The organism is Agromyces tardus, assembly GCF_003710805.1.
Lineage (GTDB): Bacteria > Actinomycetota > Actinomycetes > Actinomycetales > Microbacteriaceae > Agromyces > Agromyces tardus.
In genome coordinates, this window is the sequence record NZ_RHHB01000001.1 from 400898 (window position 1) to 417570 (window position 16673).

Annotated in this window: 14 protein-coding genes; 8 read left to right on the forward strand and 6 right to left on the reverse strand. The window is 72.7% G+C overall.

All coding sequences use genetic code 11. The features are described from left to right. Positions 1–37 precede the first annotated feature (37 nt). Positions 38–1735, reverse strand: coding sequence for a phospho-sugar mutase (locus EDM22_RS01920; RefSeq protein ID WP_122935307.1), 1698 nt, complete (start codon positions 1733–1735; stop codon positions 38–40). A 23-nt stretch (positions 1736–1758) separates the two neighbouring features. Further along, positions 1759–2586: a purine-nucleoside phosphorylase gene (locus EDM22_RS01925; RefSeq protein ID WP_122935308.1), complete on the reverse strand. Its 828-nt coding sequence runs from the start codon at positions 2584–2586 to the stop codon at positions 1759–1761. 116 nt (positions 2587–2702) lie between these two features. Between EDM22_RS01925 and EDM22_RS01930 the strand changes: the two genes are divergently transcribed. Both EDM22_RS01930 and EDM22_RS01935 read left to right on the forward strand, forming a co-directional pair. Next, positions 2703–4133, forward strand: a complete 1431-nt coding sequence (locus EDM22_RS01930) for an NAD(P)H-quinone dehydrogenase (protein WP_122935386.1) — start codon at positions 2703–2705, stop codon at positions 4131–4133. A gap of 55 nt (positions 4134–4188) precedes the next feature. Further along, positions 4189–5703 carry an APC family permease gene (locus tag EDM22_RS01935; protein ID WP_122935309.1) on the forward strand — a complete coding sequence of 505 codons (1515 nt, stop codon included), beginning with the start codon at positions 4189–4191 and terminating at the stop codon, positions 5701–5703. Between the two features lie 67 nt (positions 5704–5770). Here the strand turns inward: EDM22_RS01935 and EDM22_RS01940 are convergent, their stop codons facing one another. Both EDM22_RS01940 and EDM22_RS01945 read right to left on the reverse strand, forming a co-directional pair. Beyond that, positions 5771–7552, reverse strand: coding sequence for an acetyl/propionyl/methylcrotonyl-CoA carboxylase subunit alpha (locus tag EDM22_RS01940; protein WP_122935310.1), 1782 nt, complete (start codon positions 7550–7552; stop codon positions 5771–5773). 141 nt (positions 7553–7693) lie between these two features. Beyond that, the gene (locus tag EDM22_RS01945) at positions 7694–8332 is read right to left on the reverse strand and encodes a Maf family protein (RefSeq protein ID WP_122935311.1); all 639 of its coding nucleotides are present in this window, start codon (positions 8330–8332) and stop codon (positions 7694–7696) included. 63 nt (positions 8333–8395) lie between these two features. Between EDM22_RS01945 and EDM22_RS01950 the strand changes: the two genes are divergently transcribed. From EDM22_RS01950 to EDM22_RS01965, 4 genes are read left to right on the forward strand one after another with little or no spacing between them, the layout of a single operon-like run. Next, positions 8396–9730, forward strand: a complete 1335-nt coding sequence (locus tag EDM22_RS01950) for a class I SAM-dependent RNA methyltransferase (protein WP_122935312.1) — start codon at positions 8396–8398, stop codon at positions 9728–9730. 16 nt (positions 9731–9746) lie between these two features. After that, on the forward strand, positions 9747–10427 hold the full coding sequence (locus EDM22_RS01955; protein WP_122935313.1) for a response regulator transcription factor: 681 nt from the start codon (positions 9747–9749) through the stop codon (positions 10425–10427). Next, positions 10414–11652 carry a sensor histidine kinase gene (locus EDM22_RS01960; RefSeq protein ID WP_122935314.1) on the forward strand — a complete coding sequence of 413 codons (1239 nt, stop codon included), beginning with the start codon at positions 10414–10416 and terminating at the stop codon, positions 11650–11652. Before EDM22_RS01955 ends, EDM22_RS01960 begins: the two co-directional genes overlap by 14 nt. Then, positions 11649–12662, forward strand: a complete 1014-nt coding sequence (locus EDM22_RS01965) for a hypothetical protein (protein WP_122935315.1) — start codon at positions 11649–11651, stop codon at positions 12660–12662. The genes EDM22_RS01960 and EDM22_RS01965 overlap by 4 nt, the downstream gene beginning before the upstream one ends. Before the next feature lie 282 nt (positions 12663–12944). Here EDM22_RS01965 and EDM22_RS01970 read toward each other — a convergent pair whose 3' ends face one another. Both EDM22_RS01970 and EDM22_RS01975 read right to left on the reverse strand, forming a co-directional pair. Then, the gene (locus EDM22_RS01970) at positions 12945–13181 is read right to left on the reverse strand and encodes an acyl-CoA carboxylase epsilon subunit (RefSeq protein ID WP_122935316.1); all 237 of its coding nucleotides are present in this window, start codon (positions 13179–13181) and stop codon (positions 12945–12947) included. Positions 13182–13189: 8 nt separating this feature from the next. After that, a complete protein-coding gene (locus EDM22_RS01975; RefSeq protein ID WP_122935387.1) occupies positions 13190–14791 on the reverse strand; it encodes an acyl-CoA carboxylase subunit beta in 1602 nt (533 codons plus the stop codon). 155 nt (positions 14792–14946) lie between these two features. On the opposite strand from EDM22_RS01975, the gene EDM22_RS01980 reads away from it, so the two are divergent. Both EDM22_RS01980 and EDM22_RS01985 read left to right on the forward strand, forming a co-directional pair. Then, on the forward strand, positions 14947–15795 hold the full coding sequence (locus EDM22_RS01980; protein ID WP_122935317.1) for a biotin--[acetyl-CoA-carboxylase] ligase: 849 nt from the start codon (positions 14947–14949) through the stop codon (positions 15793–15795). A gap of 7 nt (positions 15796–15802) precedes the next feature. After that, positions 15803–16357 carry a PH domain-containing protein gene (locus EDM22_RS01985; RefSeq protein ID WP_122935318.1) on the forward strand — a complete coding sequence of 185 codons (555 nt, stop codon included), beginning with the start codon at positions 15803–15805 and terminating at the stop codon, positions 16355–16357. The last annotated feature ends 316 nt before the right edge of the window (positions 16358–16673 follow it).

Sequence of the window (16673 nt, forward strand, 5' to 3'; positions counted from 1 at the left end):
GTGCGCCCCCCCCCGCCCCCCCCGCGCCGTGCGGCCGTCAGGCCACGAGCTCGCGCATGCCCTGCTCCAGGCGGGCGACCACGGCGGATGCCGCCGCGCGGCGCTCGGCCACGGTGCCCTCGGTCGACGACGCGTCGATGTAGACCTTGAGCTTCGGCTCCGTGCCGCTCGGGCGCACCATGACGCGGCCGCCGCCCTCGAGCACGATGCGCAGCACGTCGGACGGCGGCAGTGCGCCGAACCCGCCCGCGAGGTCCTCGATGCGCTCGACGCGCACGCCCCCGACCGAGACGGGCGGCTCGGCGCGGAGCCGCGCCATGATCTCGCCGATCCGGGACAGGTCGGTGACGCGGATCGACACCTGCGTCGAGTCGTAGCATCCGAAGCGCTCGACGAACTCGTCGAGGCGGTCGGCGATCGTGCGGCCCTCGGCCTTGAGGCGTGCGGCGAGCCCGAGGAACGCGATCCCCGCCGAGATGCCGTCCTTGTCGCGCACGGTCGACGGGTTCACGAGGTAGCCGAGCGCCTCCTCGAATCCGAAGACGAGGCCGGGGGCGCGCGAGATCCACTTGAAGCCGGTGAGCGTCGCGACGAAGTCGAGTCCGTGGGCGCGAGCGACGGCCTCGAGGCCCGGGGAGGAGACGATCGAGCACGCGAGGGAGCCGTCGGCGCCGCCCGGCCCGCGATCGGCGGTGACCTGCTCGGCGACCTGCCAGCCGAGCAGCAGGCCGACCTCGTTCCCCGAGAGTCGACGGTAGCCGGCCGGCGCGGACTCGTCGGGGATCGCGACCGCGAGGCGGTCGGCATCGGGATCGTTCGCGATCACGAGCTCGGCCCCGGCCGCCCGGGCGGCCTCGAACGAGAGGTCCATCGCGCCGGGCTCCTCGGGGTTCGGGAAGGCTACTGTCGGGAACGCCGGGTCGGGCGCGATCTGCTCGGCGACGAGTGCGGGGACGTCGTAGCCGGCGGTCTCGAGCACGCGCGCCATCGTCTCCCAGCCGACCCCGTGCATGGCGGTGTAGACCGCACGGGGCTGTGCGGCGGGAGCGGATGCGACGGCGGCCGTCGCCGCGATGTACGCGTCGACCACCGACTCCGACGCCGTCTCGACGTCGCCGCGGGGCAACTCGGGCACCCGCGCGGATGCCGCGACCCGCAGGATGTGCGCCTCGATCTCGGCGTCGGCGGGCGCGACGATCTGCGAGCCGTGGTGCGGTCCGCCGAGGTAGACCTTCATGCCGTTGTCGTTCGGCGGGTTGTGCGACGCCGTGACCATGACGCCGGCGGTCGTGTCGAGGTGACGCACGGCGAAGGCGAGCACGGGGGTGGGCAGGAGCCGGGGGAGGAGCATCGCGCGCACCCCCGCGCCCGCCATGACCTCGGCGATGTCGCGGGCGAACACCTGCGAGTTGCGGCGCCCGTCGTAGCCCACGACGACCGACGGCCTGACGCCCGCGGCGCGCTCGAGCAGGTAGGCGGCCAGCCCGGCCGCGGCCTGCGACACGAGCACCCGGTTCATGCGATTCGGGCCGGCGGCGATCTCGCCGCGCAGGCCCGCCGTGCCGAACTCGAGGCGGGCGTCGAAGCGGTCGGCGAGGTCGGCGGATGCCGCGGCATCGCCGGCGCGCACGCGCTCCACGATCGCGGAGCATTCGTCGCGGGTCTGGGGGTCGGGGTCCTGGTCGATCCACGCCTCGGCGAGCGCGATGCGGTCGGCGTCGGTGGGCTGCGGCATCCGGTGCACCTTTCTCTCGCGCCCTAGAGCGCGGCGACGATCTTCGCGAGCAGGGCCGAGATCGTGGCCTCGGCCTCGCGGCCGGCCTCGAGGACCTCCTCGTGGCTGAGGGGGGTCGTCTGGATTCCCGCGGCGAGGTTCGTGATGAGCGACATCCCGAGCACCTCCATGCCCGCCTGACGGGCGGCGATCGCCTCGAGCGCGGTGGACATGCCGACGATGTGGCCGCCGATGGTCTTGGCCATCTGCACCTCGGCGGGCGTCTCGTAGTGCGGCCCGCGGAACTGCACGTACACGCCCTCGTCGAGCGTCGGCTCGATCGAGCGTGCCAGCTCGCGCAGCCGCGCCGAGTAGAGGTCGGTGAGGTCGACGAACGTCGCGCCCTCGAGCGGGGACGCGGCGGTGAGGTTGATGTGGTCGCTGATGAGCACGGGGGTGCCGGGCTTCCAGTGCGGCTTGATGCCGCCCGCGCCGTTCGTGAGGATCATCGTGGTGGCGCCGGCCGCGGCCGCGGTGCGCACCGAGTGCACCACCCGTCGCACGCCGTGGCCCTCGTAGAAGTGGGTGCGGGCGCCGATGACGAGCGCGCGCCTGCCCGTGGGCAGCAGCACCGAGCGCAGGGTGCCCACGTGCCCCTCGAGCGCGGGCTTCGAGAAGCCCGGCACCTCGGTCGCCGGGAACGTGTGGGTCGTCTCGCCGATGAGCTCGGCGGCGGCGCCCCAGCCCGAGCCGAGCGTGAGGGCGACATCGTGACGACCGACGCCAGTGAGCTCCGCGATGCGGTCGGCCGCCTGCTGGGCGACGACGAAGGGATCGGCGTTCGGGTCGTCGAGGGGGTTGTCCTGCTGCATCCCAACACTCTACTGAGCGGCCGGATGCCTCGGCGCGGCCCTGCTCATCTGTGCGGGCGCCCCGCCCCGGCGTCGACGTTCGCGCGCGTGCGCGGCGGTACGCGAGAATGGTGGACATGATCACCGAGTTCGAGCGCACACAACGGATCGCAGTACTCGGAGGAGGCCCAGGGGGCTATGAGGCCGCGCTCGCGGCAGCGCAGCTCGGGGCCGAGGTCACGCTCGTGGAGCGGGCCGGCGTCGGCGGATCGGCCGTGCTCACCGACGTGGTGCCGTCGAAGTCGCTCATCGCGACCGCCGAGGCGTCGAACGCCGTCAAGGAGGCCGCCGACCTGGGCGTGCAGTTCTACGCGAAGGGCTCGCACGAGAAGGCGGTGAAGCCCGACGTCGCGATCAACCTGCAGGCCGTGAACAAGCGCCTGCTCGGCCTCGCCGCCCAGCAGTCGGAGGACATGCGCACGAACCTCATCGACGCCGGCGTGAACCTCGTGCAGGGCGAGGGGCGCCTCGACGGCCCGAACGCGATCATCGTGTCGACCGCGAAGGGCGGCACCGACTTCGACCGCATCGAGGCCGACACGCTCGTGATCTCCACGGGCGCGACGCCGCGCATCCTGCCGACGGCGGTGCCCGACGGCGAGCGCATCCTCACGTGGACGCAGCTCTACACGCTCAAGCAGGTGCCCGAGCACCTCATCGTCGTCGGTTCCGGTGTCACGGGCGCGGAGTTCGCCTCCGCCTACCGGGCACTCGGCGCGAAGGTCACGCTCATCTCGAGTCGCGACCAGGTGCTTCCGGGCGAGGACGCGGACGCGGCATCCGTCATCGAGAAGGTCTTCAAGCGCAACGGCATGAAGGTCATGAACAAGTCGCGTGCCGAGTCGGTCGTGCGCGACGGCGACAGCGTCGTGGCGACCCTCACCGACGGGCGCGAGGTACGCGGCAGCCACTGCCTCATGGCCGTCGGGTCGGTGCCGAACACGAAGGAGCTCGGGCTCGAGGAGGCGGGCGTGCAGCTCTCCGACTCCGGACACATCCGCGTCAACCGGGTGGCGCGCACGTCGATGCCGAACATCTACGCGGCGGGCGACTGCACCACGTTCCTGCCGCTCGCGTCGGTCGCGTCGATGCAGGGCCGCACGGCGGTGTTCCACGCGATGGGGGACATCGTGAACCCGCCCGAGGAGCGCAACATCACCTCCAACATCTTCACGCAGCCCGAGATCGCCACGGTCGGCTGGACCGAGAGGGAGATCCAGGAGGGCGTCGTGCCGGGCGTCGTCTACAAGCTGCCGCTCTCGTCGAACCCGCGCGCCAAGATGATGGGCATCCGCGACGGCTTCGTGAAGCTCTTCGCGTCCAGCGGCTCGGGCGCGATCATCGGCGGCGTCATCGTGGCGCCGAAGGCGTCGGAGCTCATCTTCCCGCTCGCGCTCGCCGTGGAGCACCGCCTCACGGTCGACCAGTTCTCCGAGGCGTTCCCGGTGTACCCGTCGCTGTCGGGTTCGCTGACGGATGCGGCGCGCGCGATGCACGTCGTACGCTGAGGTCACGCGGCGCCGCGGGGGCGGCGCGGGCAGGGTTCGGCAGCCGGGGGGACCGATGAATCTTCGCGTGAAATCCGTCGAGGCGTCGATCGCCGACTCCGTGGACGTCGAGCGGAGCCTCAAGCGCTCGCTCGGCACCTGGGACCTCGCCCTCATGGGCATCGCCGTCGCGGTCGGTGCGGGCATCTTCTCGGTCGGTGCGCAGGCGGCGGCGAACTTCGCGGGGCCGAGCGTGATCGTCTCGTTCATCCTCGCCGCGGTCACCTGCGGTCTCGCCATCATGTGCTACGCCGAGTTCGCGTCGACGGTGCCGGTGGCGGGCAGCGCGTACACGTTCACCTACGCGACGATGGGCGAACTGCTCGCCTGGATCATCGGGTGGGACCTCATCCTCGAGATGTTCACGGGCGCCGCGGTGATCGCGAAGTACTGGGGCGTCTACCTCGGCGAGGCGCTCCTGGCGTTCGGCATCCCGTTCCCGGCGACCTTCGAGGTGGCGGGGCTCGACGTGAGCTGGCCCGCGTTCCTCATCGTCGCGGTCTTCACGGCGCTGCTCGTGGCGGGCACGAAGCTCACCGCTCGTGTGGGCTCCGTGTTCACGATCATCAAGGTCGCCATCGTGCTGTTCGTGATCGTCGTGGGCTTCTTCTTCATCGATGCGGCGAACTACGTGCCGTTCATCCCCGAGGCCGTTCCCACCGAGGGCGGGGCGGAGGACGCGTGGCGGCAGTCGCTGTTCTCGTGGGCGACGGGTGCCGTGCCCATGCAGTACGGCATCTTCGGGCTGCTGTCGGCCGCGTCGCTCGTCTTCTTCGCGTTCATCGGCTTCGACGTCGTCGCCACGAGCGCCGAGGAGGTGCGGGAGCCCCAGAAGCGGCTGCCGCGCGGCATCTTCCTCGGCCTCGGCATCGTCACGGCGCTCTACGTGCTCGTCTCGATCGTCATGACCGGCATGGTCTCGTACACGGAGCTCGCCGCCGAGGAGACCCCGTCGCTCGCCACCGCGTTCCGACTCGTCGGCCAGGACTGGGCCTCGGCCGTGATCTCGGTCGGCGCACTGGCCGGCCTCACGACCGTCATCATGGTGCTGCTACTCGGCCTGTCGCGCATCGTCTTCGCGCTCAGCCGCGACGGCCTGCTGCCGCGGTGGCTGTCGAAGACGACGGAGCACACCAAGACACCCGCGCGGGTGCAGATCATCGGCGGCACGGTCGTGGCGCTCGTCGCCGCGTTCTTCGACGTGGGCCTGCTCGAGGAGATGATCAACATCGGCACGCTCTCGGCGTTCGTGCTCGTGAGCCTCGGCATCGTCGTGCTGCGGCGCACGCGGCCCGACCTGCCGCGGGGGTTCCGGGTGCCCTGGTCGCCCGTGCTGCCCGTGCTCTCCGCCGTGCTCTGCCTCTGGCTCATGCTCAACCTGACGACGCTCACGTGGGTGCGCTTCCTCGTGTGGCTCGCGCTCGGCGTCGTGATCTACCTGCTGTACGGTCGCCGTCGTTCGCGGGTCGGCGCCGAGGGCGGCGTCAGCGAGGTCGAACTCCCCACGGTGCAGGGCTCGACGCAGGACTGACGGGGCGCGCCGATCGCCGCGATGGGGGTCCGCCGCGGTGGGGATCGCCGCGGTCGCGACGCGCCGCTCAGGCCGCGGGCGCGTCGGCGATCGAGAGCAGCAGGTGGCCGCTCGAGACCGTGGCGCCCGGCTCCGCGTTCACGAGGCCGACGACGCCGTCCTTGTGGGCGACGATGGGCTGCTCCATCTTCATGGCCTCGAGCACGAGCACGAGGTCGCCCTTGACGACCTTGTCGCCCTGGGCGACGGCCACCTTCACGACGGTCGCCTGCATGGGCGCCTTGACGGCGTCGCCCGTCGCGGTACCGGCGACGTGGCCCGCGACGCGGCGGCGGGGCGCGGGGCCCGCGGTCGCCTGGGGTCCGGATGCCGCGCCGGCGAGGCGCTTGGGCAGGGAGACCTCGATGCGGCGGCCCTCGACCTCGACGACGACGTTCGTGCGCGCCGCAGGACCCTTGGTCTCCTCCAGCTCGCCCGTCCAGGGCTCGAGCCGGTTGTCGTACTCGGTCTCGATCCATCGGGTGTACACGGAGAAGGGCTCGTCGCCCTCGGGGGCGAAGGCCGGGTTGGTCACGATGTCGCGGTGGAACGGCAGCACCGTGGGCAGGCCCGCGACCTCGAACTCGTCGAGGGCCCGGCGGGAGCGCTCGAGGGCGTCCTTGCGCGAGGAGCCCGTGACGATGAGCTTGGCGAGCAGCGAGTCGAACGCGCCCGAGATCTCGTCGCCGGTCGTGACGCCGGAGTCGACGCGCACGCCGGGCCCGCCGGGGAACCGGAGCACGTGCACCGGGCCCGGAGCGGGGAGGAAGTTGCGGCCCGGGTCCTCGCCGTTGATGCGGAACTCGATGGAGTGGCCGCTCGGGACGGGGTCGGGGTAGTCGAGCACGCCGCCTTCGGCGAGGCGGAACTGCTCACGCACGAGGTCGAGGCCCGTGACCTCCTCGGAGACGGGGTGCTCCACCTGGAGGCGCGTGTTCACCTCGAGGAACGAGACCGTTCCGTCCTGCCCGATGAGGAATTCGCAGGTGCCGGCGCCGACGTAGCCGACCTCCTTGAGGATCGCCTTCGAGGACTCGTAGAGCGAGCGGTTCTGCTCTTCGGTGAGGAACGGCGCGGGCGCCTCCTCGACGAGCTTCTGGTGGCGGCGCTGCAGCGAGCAGTCGCGGGTCGACACGACCACGACGTTGCCGTGCCGGTCGGCGAGGCACTGGGTCTCGACGTGGCGCGGCTTGTCGAGGTACTTCTCGACGAAGCACTCGCCGCGGCCGAACGCGGCCACGGCCTCGCGCGTGGCCGAGTCGAAGAGCTCGGGGACCTCCTCGCGGGTGCGCGCGACCTTGAGTCCGCGACCGCCGCCGCCGAATGCGGCCTTGATGGCCACGGGCAGGCCGTGGACGTCGACGAAGTCGAGCACCTCCGAGGCATCCGCCACCGGGTTGAGGGTGCCGGGCGCGAGCGGGGCGCCGACCTTCTCGGCGACGTGCCGGGCCGAGACCTTGTCGCCGAGGCGCTCGATGGCCTCGGGGCTCGGGCCGATCCAGATGAGTCCGGCGTCGATCACGGCGCGGGCGAACTCGGAGTTCTCGGCGAGGAAGCCGTAGCCGGGGTGCACGGCGTCGGCACCCGAGCGGCGGGCCACCGAGAGGAGCTTGTCGATCACGAGGTAGGTGTCGGCGCTCGTCGAGCCGTCGAGCGCGTACGCCTCGTCGGCGAGCTTCACGTGACGGGCGTCGCGGTCCTGGTCGGCGTAGACGGCGACCGATCCGATGCCGGCGTCACGGGCGGCGCGGATGACGCGGACGGCGATCTCTCCACGGTTGGCGATGAGGACCTTGGTGATGCTCGGCATAATCCCCAAGCCTATTGGGCCCGCCCCCCTCGCCTTTGGGTGACCTTCACAAAAAAGCCGCCGAGGTGTTTCGGTGCACGACAAAGATCGGCCGGCCGGGTCGTGCCGGGTGCGGATGCCGCGGCGGCGCGCCGTCCGGCGTCAGCGCAGGTCCCAGAGGTCCGTCCACTCCACGCCGAGCTCGCGCACGAGCTCCCGGAGGGTCGACAGCGAGAGACCCACGACCGTCGACGGGTCGCCCGAGACCGACCGGATGAAGGGCCCGCCGAGGCTGTCGACCGTGAAGGCGCCCGCCACGGCGAGCGGTTCGCCCGTGGCGACGTACGCCTCGATCTCGACCGCGTCGAGTTCGGCGAACTCGACGGTGGCCGACGCGGGGCGCCCGACCGCGGCGCGCGCCTCGCCGCCCCGGTGGTCGATGACCCAGTGGCCCGACCACAGCTCGCCCGAGCGGCCGTTCTGCCGGTGCCACCGCTCGAGGGCCACCTCGGGCTCGTGCGGCTTGCCGTAGATCTCGCCGTCGACGACGAACGCCGAGTCGCCCCCGAGGATGAGCCCGTCGATCGCCTGGCCGCCGGGCCGGGCGCTCACGATCGCCTCCGCCTTGAGGCGGGCGAGGAGCTGCACCATCTCGGATGCCGCGAGTCGCTCCCGCCCGGACTCGGCCTCCTCGACCGCGGCCTCCTCGTCGACGCCCGGGGCGACGGCGACGGGCTCGACCCCCGCCGATCGCAGGAGCTGGAGGCGCGCGGGCGACGTGGACGCGAGGTAGAGGCGCATGCCTCCATCCTGCACCGGGCGCGGGACGGAGCGTGCGCAGGCCCCGTGTGGGATGCTCGAACGATGGCACACACCCGCCGCAGGCAGTCCGGCGCCCGCTCCGCATCCCGTGGCCGCCGAACGGCCGCGCCCCGTGAGCCGCAGCCGGGTCCCACGCTGGAGCTCGAGGTCGAGCGCATCGCCCATGGCGGGGTCTCGGTCGCGCGGCACGAGGGGCGGGTCGTCTTCGTCGCCGACGCGATCCCCGGCGAGCGGGTGCTCGCGCAGGTCGTCGACGCGGGGCACGACCGGTTCTGGCGGGCCGACACGCTCTCGGTGCTGCGCGCCTCGACCGACCGCCGCGAGCATGTGTGGCCCGAGGCATCCGTCGACCGTGAGCCGGCGCAGCGCCCGGGGGGCGCCGAGTTCGGCCACATCCGCCTCGCGCGCCAGCGGGAGCTGAAGGCGGAGGTGCTGCGCGACGCGCTCGCCCGCATGGGCGGCGTCGAGTGGGACGTCGAGGTGCTGCCCGTGCGCCCGGAGCTCGCGCCGGGCGTGTCCGTCGACGACGGCACCGGCTGGCGCACCCGGGTTCGGCTGCACGTCGACGCCGAGGGGGCTGTGGGACCGTACGCCGCACGCAGCCACACGGTCGTGCACGTGACATCCCTGCCGCTCGCCGTGCCCGAGCTCGCCGAGCTCGCACCGCTCGACGAGCGGTTCCCCGGGGCGCGCGCGATCGACCTCGTGGCGCCCTCCTCGGGCGCAGCGGCCGTCGTGGTCGAGGGCGAGGGGCGGACGCCGCGCGGCGAGCCGCCCGTCATCGAGGAGGTCGTCGGCGACCGCACGTTCCGGCTCGACCGCGACGGGTTCTGGCAGGTGCACCGCGGGGCGGCGGCGACGCTCACGCAGGCCGTGCAGGAGCTCGTCGACCCGGATCGGTTCGACCCCCGTGCGGCCAACCAGGACCTCTACGGCGGGGTGGGCCTGCTCGCCGCCGCCGTCGGCGATCGCTTCGGCGCGGGAGTGCGCATCACGACGGTCGAGGCCGATGTCCGCGCGACCGAGCACGCCGGCGCGAACCTCGCGGAGTGGGTCGGCGCGCGCGCCGTGACCGCGCGCGTCGACCGGTACCTCGACACGCTCCTCGCCGGGTCCGCGTCGGAGCGCGCCGGCCTGCACGACGCGACGATCGTGATCGACCCGCCCCGCTCGGGCGCCGGACGCGACGTCGTCGACCGCCTCGCCGAGCTCGCGCCGCGCCAGTTGGTCTACGTCGCGTGCGACCCCGTCGCACTCGCTCGCGACGTGGGGTTCCTCGCCGAGCGGGGCTACCGCCTCGAGGCGCTGCGAGCATTCGACCTCTTCCCGAACACCCACCACGTCGAAGCCGTGGCCCGCCTGACGGCTATCGTGTGATGGGGAAGGGAGCGCTGTGACGGGGGACACCGAGGCGGCCGCGACGGTCGCCATCGTCGACGACCACGAGGCCGTGCGGCTGGGGTTGCGCGCCGCCTGCCGCGAGGCCGGGTACGAGGTCGTCGCCGAGACCACCGACGTGCCCGACCTGCTCGCGGCACTCCGAGGACGCGCGTGCGACGTCGTCGTGCTCGACCTCTCGCTCGGCGACGGGTCGAAGGTCACCGACAACGTGCGCGCGGTGCTCGCGACCGGCAGCGCGGTGCTCGTGCACAGCATCGCCGACCGGGTCGCCGCGGTGCGCGAGGCGCTCGCGGCGGGTGCCGCCGGCGTCATCCCGAAGTCGTCGCCCATGTCGTCGGTGATCGCGGCCATCGCGACCGTCGCCCGGGGCGAGGCCCTCAACAACGTCGAGTGGGCGAGCGCGATCGAGGCCGACCGCGACTTCGCGAAGGCGCAGCTCGGCCGACGGGAACGCGACGTGCTGCACCTGTACGCGTCGGGCCTCCCGCTCAAGCTCGTGGCGATGCAGCTCGGCATCGCGCACTCGACCGCTCGCGAGTACCTCGACCGGATCCGTGCGAGGTACGTCGAGGTGGGCCGCCCCGCGCCGACGAAGGTCGACCTGCTGCGGCGGGCGGTGGAGGACGGGATCCTCCCGGGCCTCGATCTCGACGGCGGGGATGCCCGCCGCTGACTGGCGGGCCCTGCGGGCCGCGCCGCGCCGACGCACGGCCGTGAGCCGTGCGCAGGTCGAGCGGGTCTCGGCGCGAGCCGTGGGCGCGTTCGGCCTCGTGTTCGGCGCGCAGACGGTGCCGCTCGCGATCGAGCAGTCGAAGTACCTCGTCGACGGCGCGGGAGCCGCGCTCATGGCCGTGCTCTACGGCTCCATCGCGGCGCTCGCGGTCGCGACGTTCGCCGGTGCGGCGGTGCGCGCGGCCGCGCTGGCCTTCGCCGGCCTGTACGCGATGTCGCTGCTCGCCTGGCCGTTCCTCGTCGTCGACACCGACGCGATGAGCGGAGCCCAGCCGTGGCTCTACTACCTCTGCACCGTCGCGACGACGGCGGCCGTCGTCGCCACCCCGCTGATCTGGGCGACCGCGTACACCATCATCGTTCCGGCGGCCTACGGCGTGCTCCGCCTGACGCCGGCGGGCGGAGCGGTGAGCCCGCTCCTCGCCGTGCTCGACGCGATGTACGCCGCGATCCTGGGGGTCGCGGTGCTCGTCATCATCACGATGCTGCGGCAGGCGGCGGAGGCCGTCGACACGGCGCAGGAAGCCGCCCTGCAGCGCTACGACCTCGCGGCGCGGCAGCACGCGACGGAGATCGAGCGCGTCAAGGTCGACGCGCTCGTGCACGACAGCGTGCTCACGACCCTGCTGTCGGCGGCGGCCGCCGAGACGCCTGAGGAACGGGCGCTGGCGGCGCGCATGGCCTCGGACGCCGTCCGCCGCCTCGACGAGGCGGGCGCCGAGGGCCCGCGCGCCAACGACCGCGTGAGCCTCGCCGTGCTCGTGCGGCGCCTGCGCGGGTCGCTCGCGGCGTTCACCACGCCGTTCGTGGTGCGCGTCGTGAACACGGCCGGCGTCGAGCTGCCCGTCGAGGCGGTCGACGCGCTCGCCTCCGCGTCGATGCAAGCGATCGTCAACAGCGTGCAGCACGCCGACGAGCCGGGCCGCACGACGCGGCGCGAGCTGCGCATCCGGGGCGTCCGGGCGGGCGGATGCGTCATCGAGGTCGCCGACAACGGCCGCGGCTTCGATCCGCTCACGGTGCCCGAGAGCCGGCTGGGCCTGCGCATGTCGATCGACGAGCGGATGACGAACGCGGGCGGGGCGGCTCGGATCGACGCCGCTCCCGGCCGCGGGACCACGGTGACCCTCTCGTGGCCGGCCGGCGTCGAGGAGGCGACGCCGTGATCGCGGTGCCCCGTTGGCTGCTGCTCGTGCTCGGAGCCCTCTTCTCCGGCTACCACATCGTGCTCGGCATCTACTCCCTCGATGTCCCCGCCTCGCCGTGGCCGGCGGTGGGGGCGCTCGTGCTCTATGCCGTGGCGACGGCCCTGAGCCTGTGGCCGACCCACCGGGTGCGCATGCCCGACTGGCTCGCCGCGTTCGACCTCGCGGTGGCGATCGCGCTGCCGCTGCTCGTCACGAGCCAGCTCGACCCCGACGTCGACAACGGCTATGCCACCTGGCACGTCGCGGCGGTCGGCACCCTCATGACGATCACCGCAGCGCGCCGGCAGCTCGTCGCGGCCTGGCTCGGCGTCGGCGCGCTCGCGGTGCAGAGCGTGGTGTGGGCGGGATTCATGTCGCTCGGCAGCCTCGGCGTGATCGGCAGCATCGTGTGGGTCGGCATCGCGCACATGCTCACCGTGACGCTCGCGAGCGCCGCCCGGTCGACGCGACGCTATGCGCAGGCCGAGCGCGAGGCGGCCGCCTGGCAGGCCGCACAGGACGCGCACCTCTTCGAGGGCCGCATGCGACTCGCCCAGACGAACCGGATCGCCGCGCCCATGCTCCGACGCATCGCCGACCGCGGCGGCGACCTCACCGACGCCCAGCGACAGGAGTGCCGCACGCTCGAGGCCGCCATCCGCGACGAGATCCGCGGCCGGATGCTGCTCACCGACGCGGTCCGTGCGGCGGTGCAGCAGGCGCGCGAGCGCGGCACCACGGTGACCCTCCTCGACGAGGGCGGCATCGACGACCTCGACGAGGCGGTCCGCGACCGCATCCTGTCGCGGCTCGCGGACGCCGTCTCCGACTCGAGGGCCGACCGCATCATCGCCCGCACGGCCGCCGAGGGGTCCCCGGTCGCCGTCACCGTGGTCGGCCTCAGGGGGCCGATCGGCGGTCCCGATCCGGGCGTCGACTCGGACGACGCGGAGGTCGAGCTCTGGTTGGAGATCCCGCGCGAGAGCTGAGCTCGATGCGCACGGCGCGGCGAGCCGGCGCATTCGGACGCGGCATCCGCGCCCGGAGAAGAAGGACGGGGGGCCGGCTGAGCCGACCCCCCATCAAGCCCGAGTCACGGCGACAACCCGAATATCGCCCTGACTCGCCCCCAACGGTCACCGGTTACCCGTCCGGTGACGGTGGCGGCTCCCACAGGAGCCTGCGTTCTCAATGGTATGCAACCCGGTCGACGAGCGAAGTCGTCATTTCGGGGGACACCCCGTTCCGCGTGCCGTGCGGAGCCCGGGCGCTCAGCGCACCGAATGGGTCCAGCGGCCGGGCCCGACTTCGATCGGTCGGCGCAGCGCGCGCCGCGGGCTCGCCCACTCGCTCGGGACGGGCTTGTCGACGGCGGCGTGCTCCGCCTCCTCGGCGACCGCTGCGACCAGCACCGCCGTGACCGCAGCGGCCTCCTCGGGCGTGATGCCGCGCGAGAGGATGCGGAGGTCGACGGGGGCGCCGCCCTCGCTCGTGTTCTGCTCAGCCATGACGCCTCCTACAGCGGGATGTTGCCGTGCTTCTTGGGCGGCAGGCTCGCGCGTTTGGTGCGGAGCGCACGCAGTGCCTTCACGACCGACACGCGCGTCGCAGCGGGCTCGATGACGCCGTCGAGCTCGCCGCGCTCGGCGGCGAGGAACGGGGATGCCACGTTGTACGTGTACTCGTTCGCGAGCTTCGTGCGCACGGCGGCGACGTCTTCGCCCGCCTCCTCGGCGCGCTTGATCTCGCCGCGGTAGAGGATGTTGACGGCGCCCTGCCCGCCCATGACCGCGATCTCGGCCGTCGGCCACGCGAGGTTGATGTCGGCGCCGAGCTGCTTGGAGCCCATCACGATGTACGCGCCGCCGTAGGCCTTGCGCGTGATGACGGTGACGAGGGGAACGGTCGCCTCGGCGTAGGCGTAGAGCAGCTTGGCGCCGCGGCGGATGACGCCCGTCCACTCCTGGTCGGTGCCCGGGAGGTAGCCCGGCACGTCGACGAGGGTGAGGATGGGGATCGAGAACGCATCGCAGAACCGCACGAAGCGCGACGCCTTCTCGCCGGCGGCGATGTTGAGGGTTCCGGCCATCTGGCTCGGCTGGTTCGCGATGATGCCGACCGACCGCCCCTCGATGCGGGCGAAGCCCACCACGATGTTCGGCGCGAACAGCGGCTGCACCTCGAGGAAGTCGCCGTGGTCGACGACGCCCTCGATGACCGTGTGCATGTCGTAGGGCTGGTTCGGCGAGTCGGGGATGATCGTGTTGAGGCGGCGGTCCTCGTCGGTGATCTCGAGCTCCACGTCGGCCTCGTAGACGGGTGCCTCCGACATGTTGTTGTCGGGCAGGAACGAGACGAGGGTGCGCGCATAGTCGAGTGCGTCGGATTCGTCGCTCGCGAGGTAGTGTGCGACGCCCGAGACGGTGTTGTGGGTGAGCGCGCCGCCGAGCTCCTCCATGCCCACGTCTTCGCCGGTGACGGTCTTGATGACGTCGGGGCCGGTGACGAACATCTGGCTCGTCTTGTCGACCATGATGACGAAGTCGGTGAGCGCGGGGGAGTAGACCGCGCCGCCCGCGGCAGGGCCGCAGACGATCGAGATCTGGGGGATGACGCCCGACGCCGCCGTGTTGCGGCGGAAGATCTCGCCGTACTTGCCCAGCGCGACGACGCCCTCCTGGATGCGGGCGCCGCCCGAGTCGAGGATGCCGATGATCGGCACGCCGGTCTTGAGCGCGAGCTCCATGACCTTGATGATCTTCTCGCCGGCGACCTCGCCGAGCGAGCCGCCGAAGATCGTGAAGTCCTGCGAGTACACGGCGACCTGCCGGCCGTGGATCGTGCCGGTGCCCGTGACGACCGCGTCGCCGTAGGGGCGCTTCTTCTCCATGCCGAACGCGTGGGTGCGGTGCCGCACGAACTCGTCGAGCTCGACGAACGAGCCCGGGTCGAGCAGCTCGGCGATGCGCTCGCGCGCGGTCATCTTGCCCTTGGCGTGCTGCTTCTCGATCGCCGCCTCGCCGGACGCGGTCACCGCCTCGTGGTAGCGGTGCTTGAGGTCGGCGAGCTTGCCCGCGGTCGTGAAGAGGTCGGGGCCGTCGTTCGTCGATTCGGTCACGCCGTTCACTCTACCGGCGAGGATCCGGCGGTGATCGTTGACGGTTTCCCACAAATTCGGGCGCGCGGGTCGTGGTGATCGCCACCGCTTCGCGCGCCGCGGACACTACCCTGAACTCGTCGGGCCCCTCGCCGGGCCCCTGCGGAGGAGGATCGATGGACTGGGAACGCTCGCGCGCGGCCGTGCCGAGGTTCGACTGGCTCGACCAGGTCGGGTCCACGAACGACGTGCTGCGCGAGGCCGAGCAGGGGGCGGATGCCGCGCCGCGGCCGCACGGCTCCGTCGTCGTCACCGACGACCAGACGCGGGGCCGCGGGCGGCTCGGACGCACTTGGCTCGCCCCGACCGGGAAGACCCTCGCGATCTCGGTGCTGCTGCGTCCCGAGCTCCCGGGCGGGGGCCCGTTCCCGCCCGACGCGTACGGCTGGATCCCGCTGCTCGCGGGCGCCGCGATGACGGAGGCGGTGCGGGGCGCCGTGCACGCGGCATCCGCTGCCCGGGCCGAGGCCGACGAGGACGACGGCACGGGGCGCCTCGACGTCGAGCTCAAGTGGCCGAACGACGTGCTCATCTCGGGCTACAAGGTGTGCGGCATCCTCTCCGAGCTCGTGCCCGACACGGGTGCGGTGATCGTGGGCGCCGGGCTCAACCTCACGCTCGACGAGCACGACCTGCCGACGCTCACCTCGACCTCGCTCCTGCTCGCCACCGGGGTCGCGCCCGACGCCGACGCCGTGCTCGTCGACTACCTCACCGGGCTCCTCGCCCTGTTCGAGCGGTTCGCGCAGGCGGGGGCGGATGCCGCGGCATCCGGTGTCGCCGACCACGTCGCCGGGCTCTGCGGCACCCTCGGCACCGAGGTGCGCGTCGAGCTGCCGGGCGGCGCCGAGCTCGTCGGCGTCGCGGATCGCCTCGACGAGCACGGCCGCCTCGTCGTCGTGGACCGGGAGAATGGGGAGCCGCAGTCTGTCGCGGCGGGCGACGTCACCCACCTGAGGTATTAATGGGCCTATGAGCGGGGTGTCGGTCACCGTCGCGCCGGCCGCGCCGGCCGAGCGAGTGGTCGCGCGACTGCGCGGGCACGGGCGCGCACTCATCCTGCCGGTGCTGCTGCTCATCGCGACCGCCGGTGCCGCCGCGTACTCGATCGGCCTCGTCGCGGAGCCGTGGCAGCAGTTCGCCGTCGCAGGGGTGGGGCTGGCGATCGTCCTCCTGGGGTCGGGGCTGCCGTTCCTCCTCTGGCTCACGCGTCGCACGACGGTGACGACGCGTCGCATCATCCTGCGCCACGGCGTCTTCGTGCAGGTGCGACGCGAGCTGCTGCACAGTCGGGGATACGACGTGGCAGTGCGGCGCACCTGGCTGCAGCGCGCCTTCGGCTCGGGCGACCTGCACATCAACACCGGACACGAGCAGCCGTTCGTGATCCGCGACGTGCCCAAGCCGCTGCTGCTGCAGGCGGCGCTGCACGAGCTCATGGAGGAGTCGCACTCGCTCGTCGCGGATCGCCGGCGGGCCGCGCTGTCCGCGCCCGACGGCGACACCGTCGCGTGGGGCAGCCGCTGACACGATCCGGTGCGGAAGTCCCCGGTGAGCCGGGCGATCCCGAGCCGGACGACCTGCGAGGTGCCGACGCGGCGCCGCGAAGCGCGTACTGTGGTCGGCGGTTCTCGTGCATCCCCCGGCACGAGCGGCAGGACGAAAGGCTCTCCCCTTGGGCGAATGCATCCACGGTTTCGATGACGGCCTCTGCGCCATCTGCTTCCCGCCGAAGGAGCCCGAGCCGGTGCCGGCGGCAGCGGCCACGCGGGCGCCGCGACAGCGGGCCACGACCTCGACGCGCACCCCCGCGCGCCCCCGGGCCGCGGCCGGCCGGGCGCCC

Coding starts and splice junctions, on each gene's coding strand:
- EDM22_RS01920 (WP_122935307.1), bottom strand. CDS start 1,735: ATGCCGCAGCCCACCGACGCCGACCGCATCGCGCTCGCCGAGGCGTGG.
- EDM22_RS01925 (WP_122935308.1), bottom strand. CDS start 2,586: ATGCAGCAGGACAACCCCCTCGACGACCCGAACGCCGATCCCTTCGTC.
- EDM22_RS01930 (WP_122935386.1), top strand. CDS start 2,703: ATGATCACCGAGTTCGAGCGCACACAACGGATCGCAGTACTCGGAGGA.
- EDM22_RS01935 (WP_122935309.1), top strand. CDS start 4,189: ATGAATCTTCGCGTGAAATCCGTCGAGGCGTCGATCGCCGACTCCGTG.
- EDM22_RS01940 (WP_122935310.1), bottom strand. CDS start 7,552: ATGCCGAGCATCACCAAGGTCCTCATCGCCAACCGTGGAGAGATCGCC.
- EDM22_RS01945 (WP_122935311.1), bottom strand. CDS start 8,332: ATGCGCCTCTACCTCGCGTCCACGTCGCCCGCGCGCCTCCAGCTCCTG.
- EDM22_RS01950 (WP_122935312.1), top strand. CDS start 8,396: ATGGCACACACCCGCCGCAGGCAGTCCGGCGCCCGCTCCGCATCCCGT.
- EDM22_RS01960 (WP_122935314.1), top strand. CDS start 10,414: ATGCCCGCCGCTGACTGGCGGGCCCTGCGGGCCGCGCCGCGCCGACGC.
- EDM22_RS01970 (WP_122935316.1), bottom strand. CDS start 13,181: ATGGCTGAGCAGAACACGAGCGAGGGCGGCGCCCCCGTCGACCTCCGC.
- EDM22_RS01980 (WP_122935317.1), top strand. CDS start 14,947: ATGGACTGGGAACGCTCGCGCGCGGCCGTGCCGAGGTTCGACTGGCTC.
- EDM22_RS01985 (WP_122935318.1), top strand. CDS start 15,803: ATGAGCGGGGTGTCGGTCACCGTCGCGCCGGCCGCGCCGGCCGAGCGA.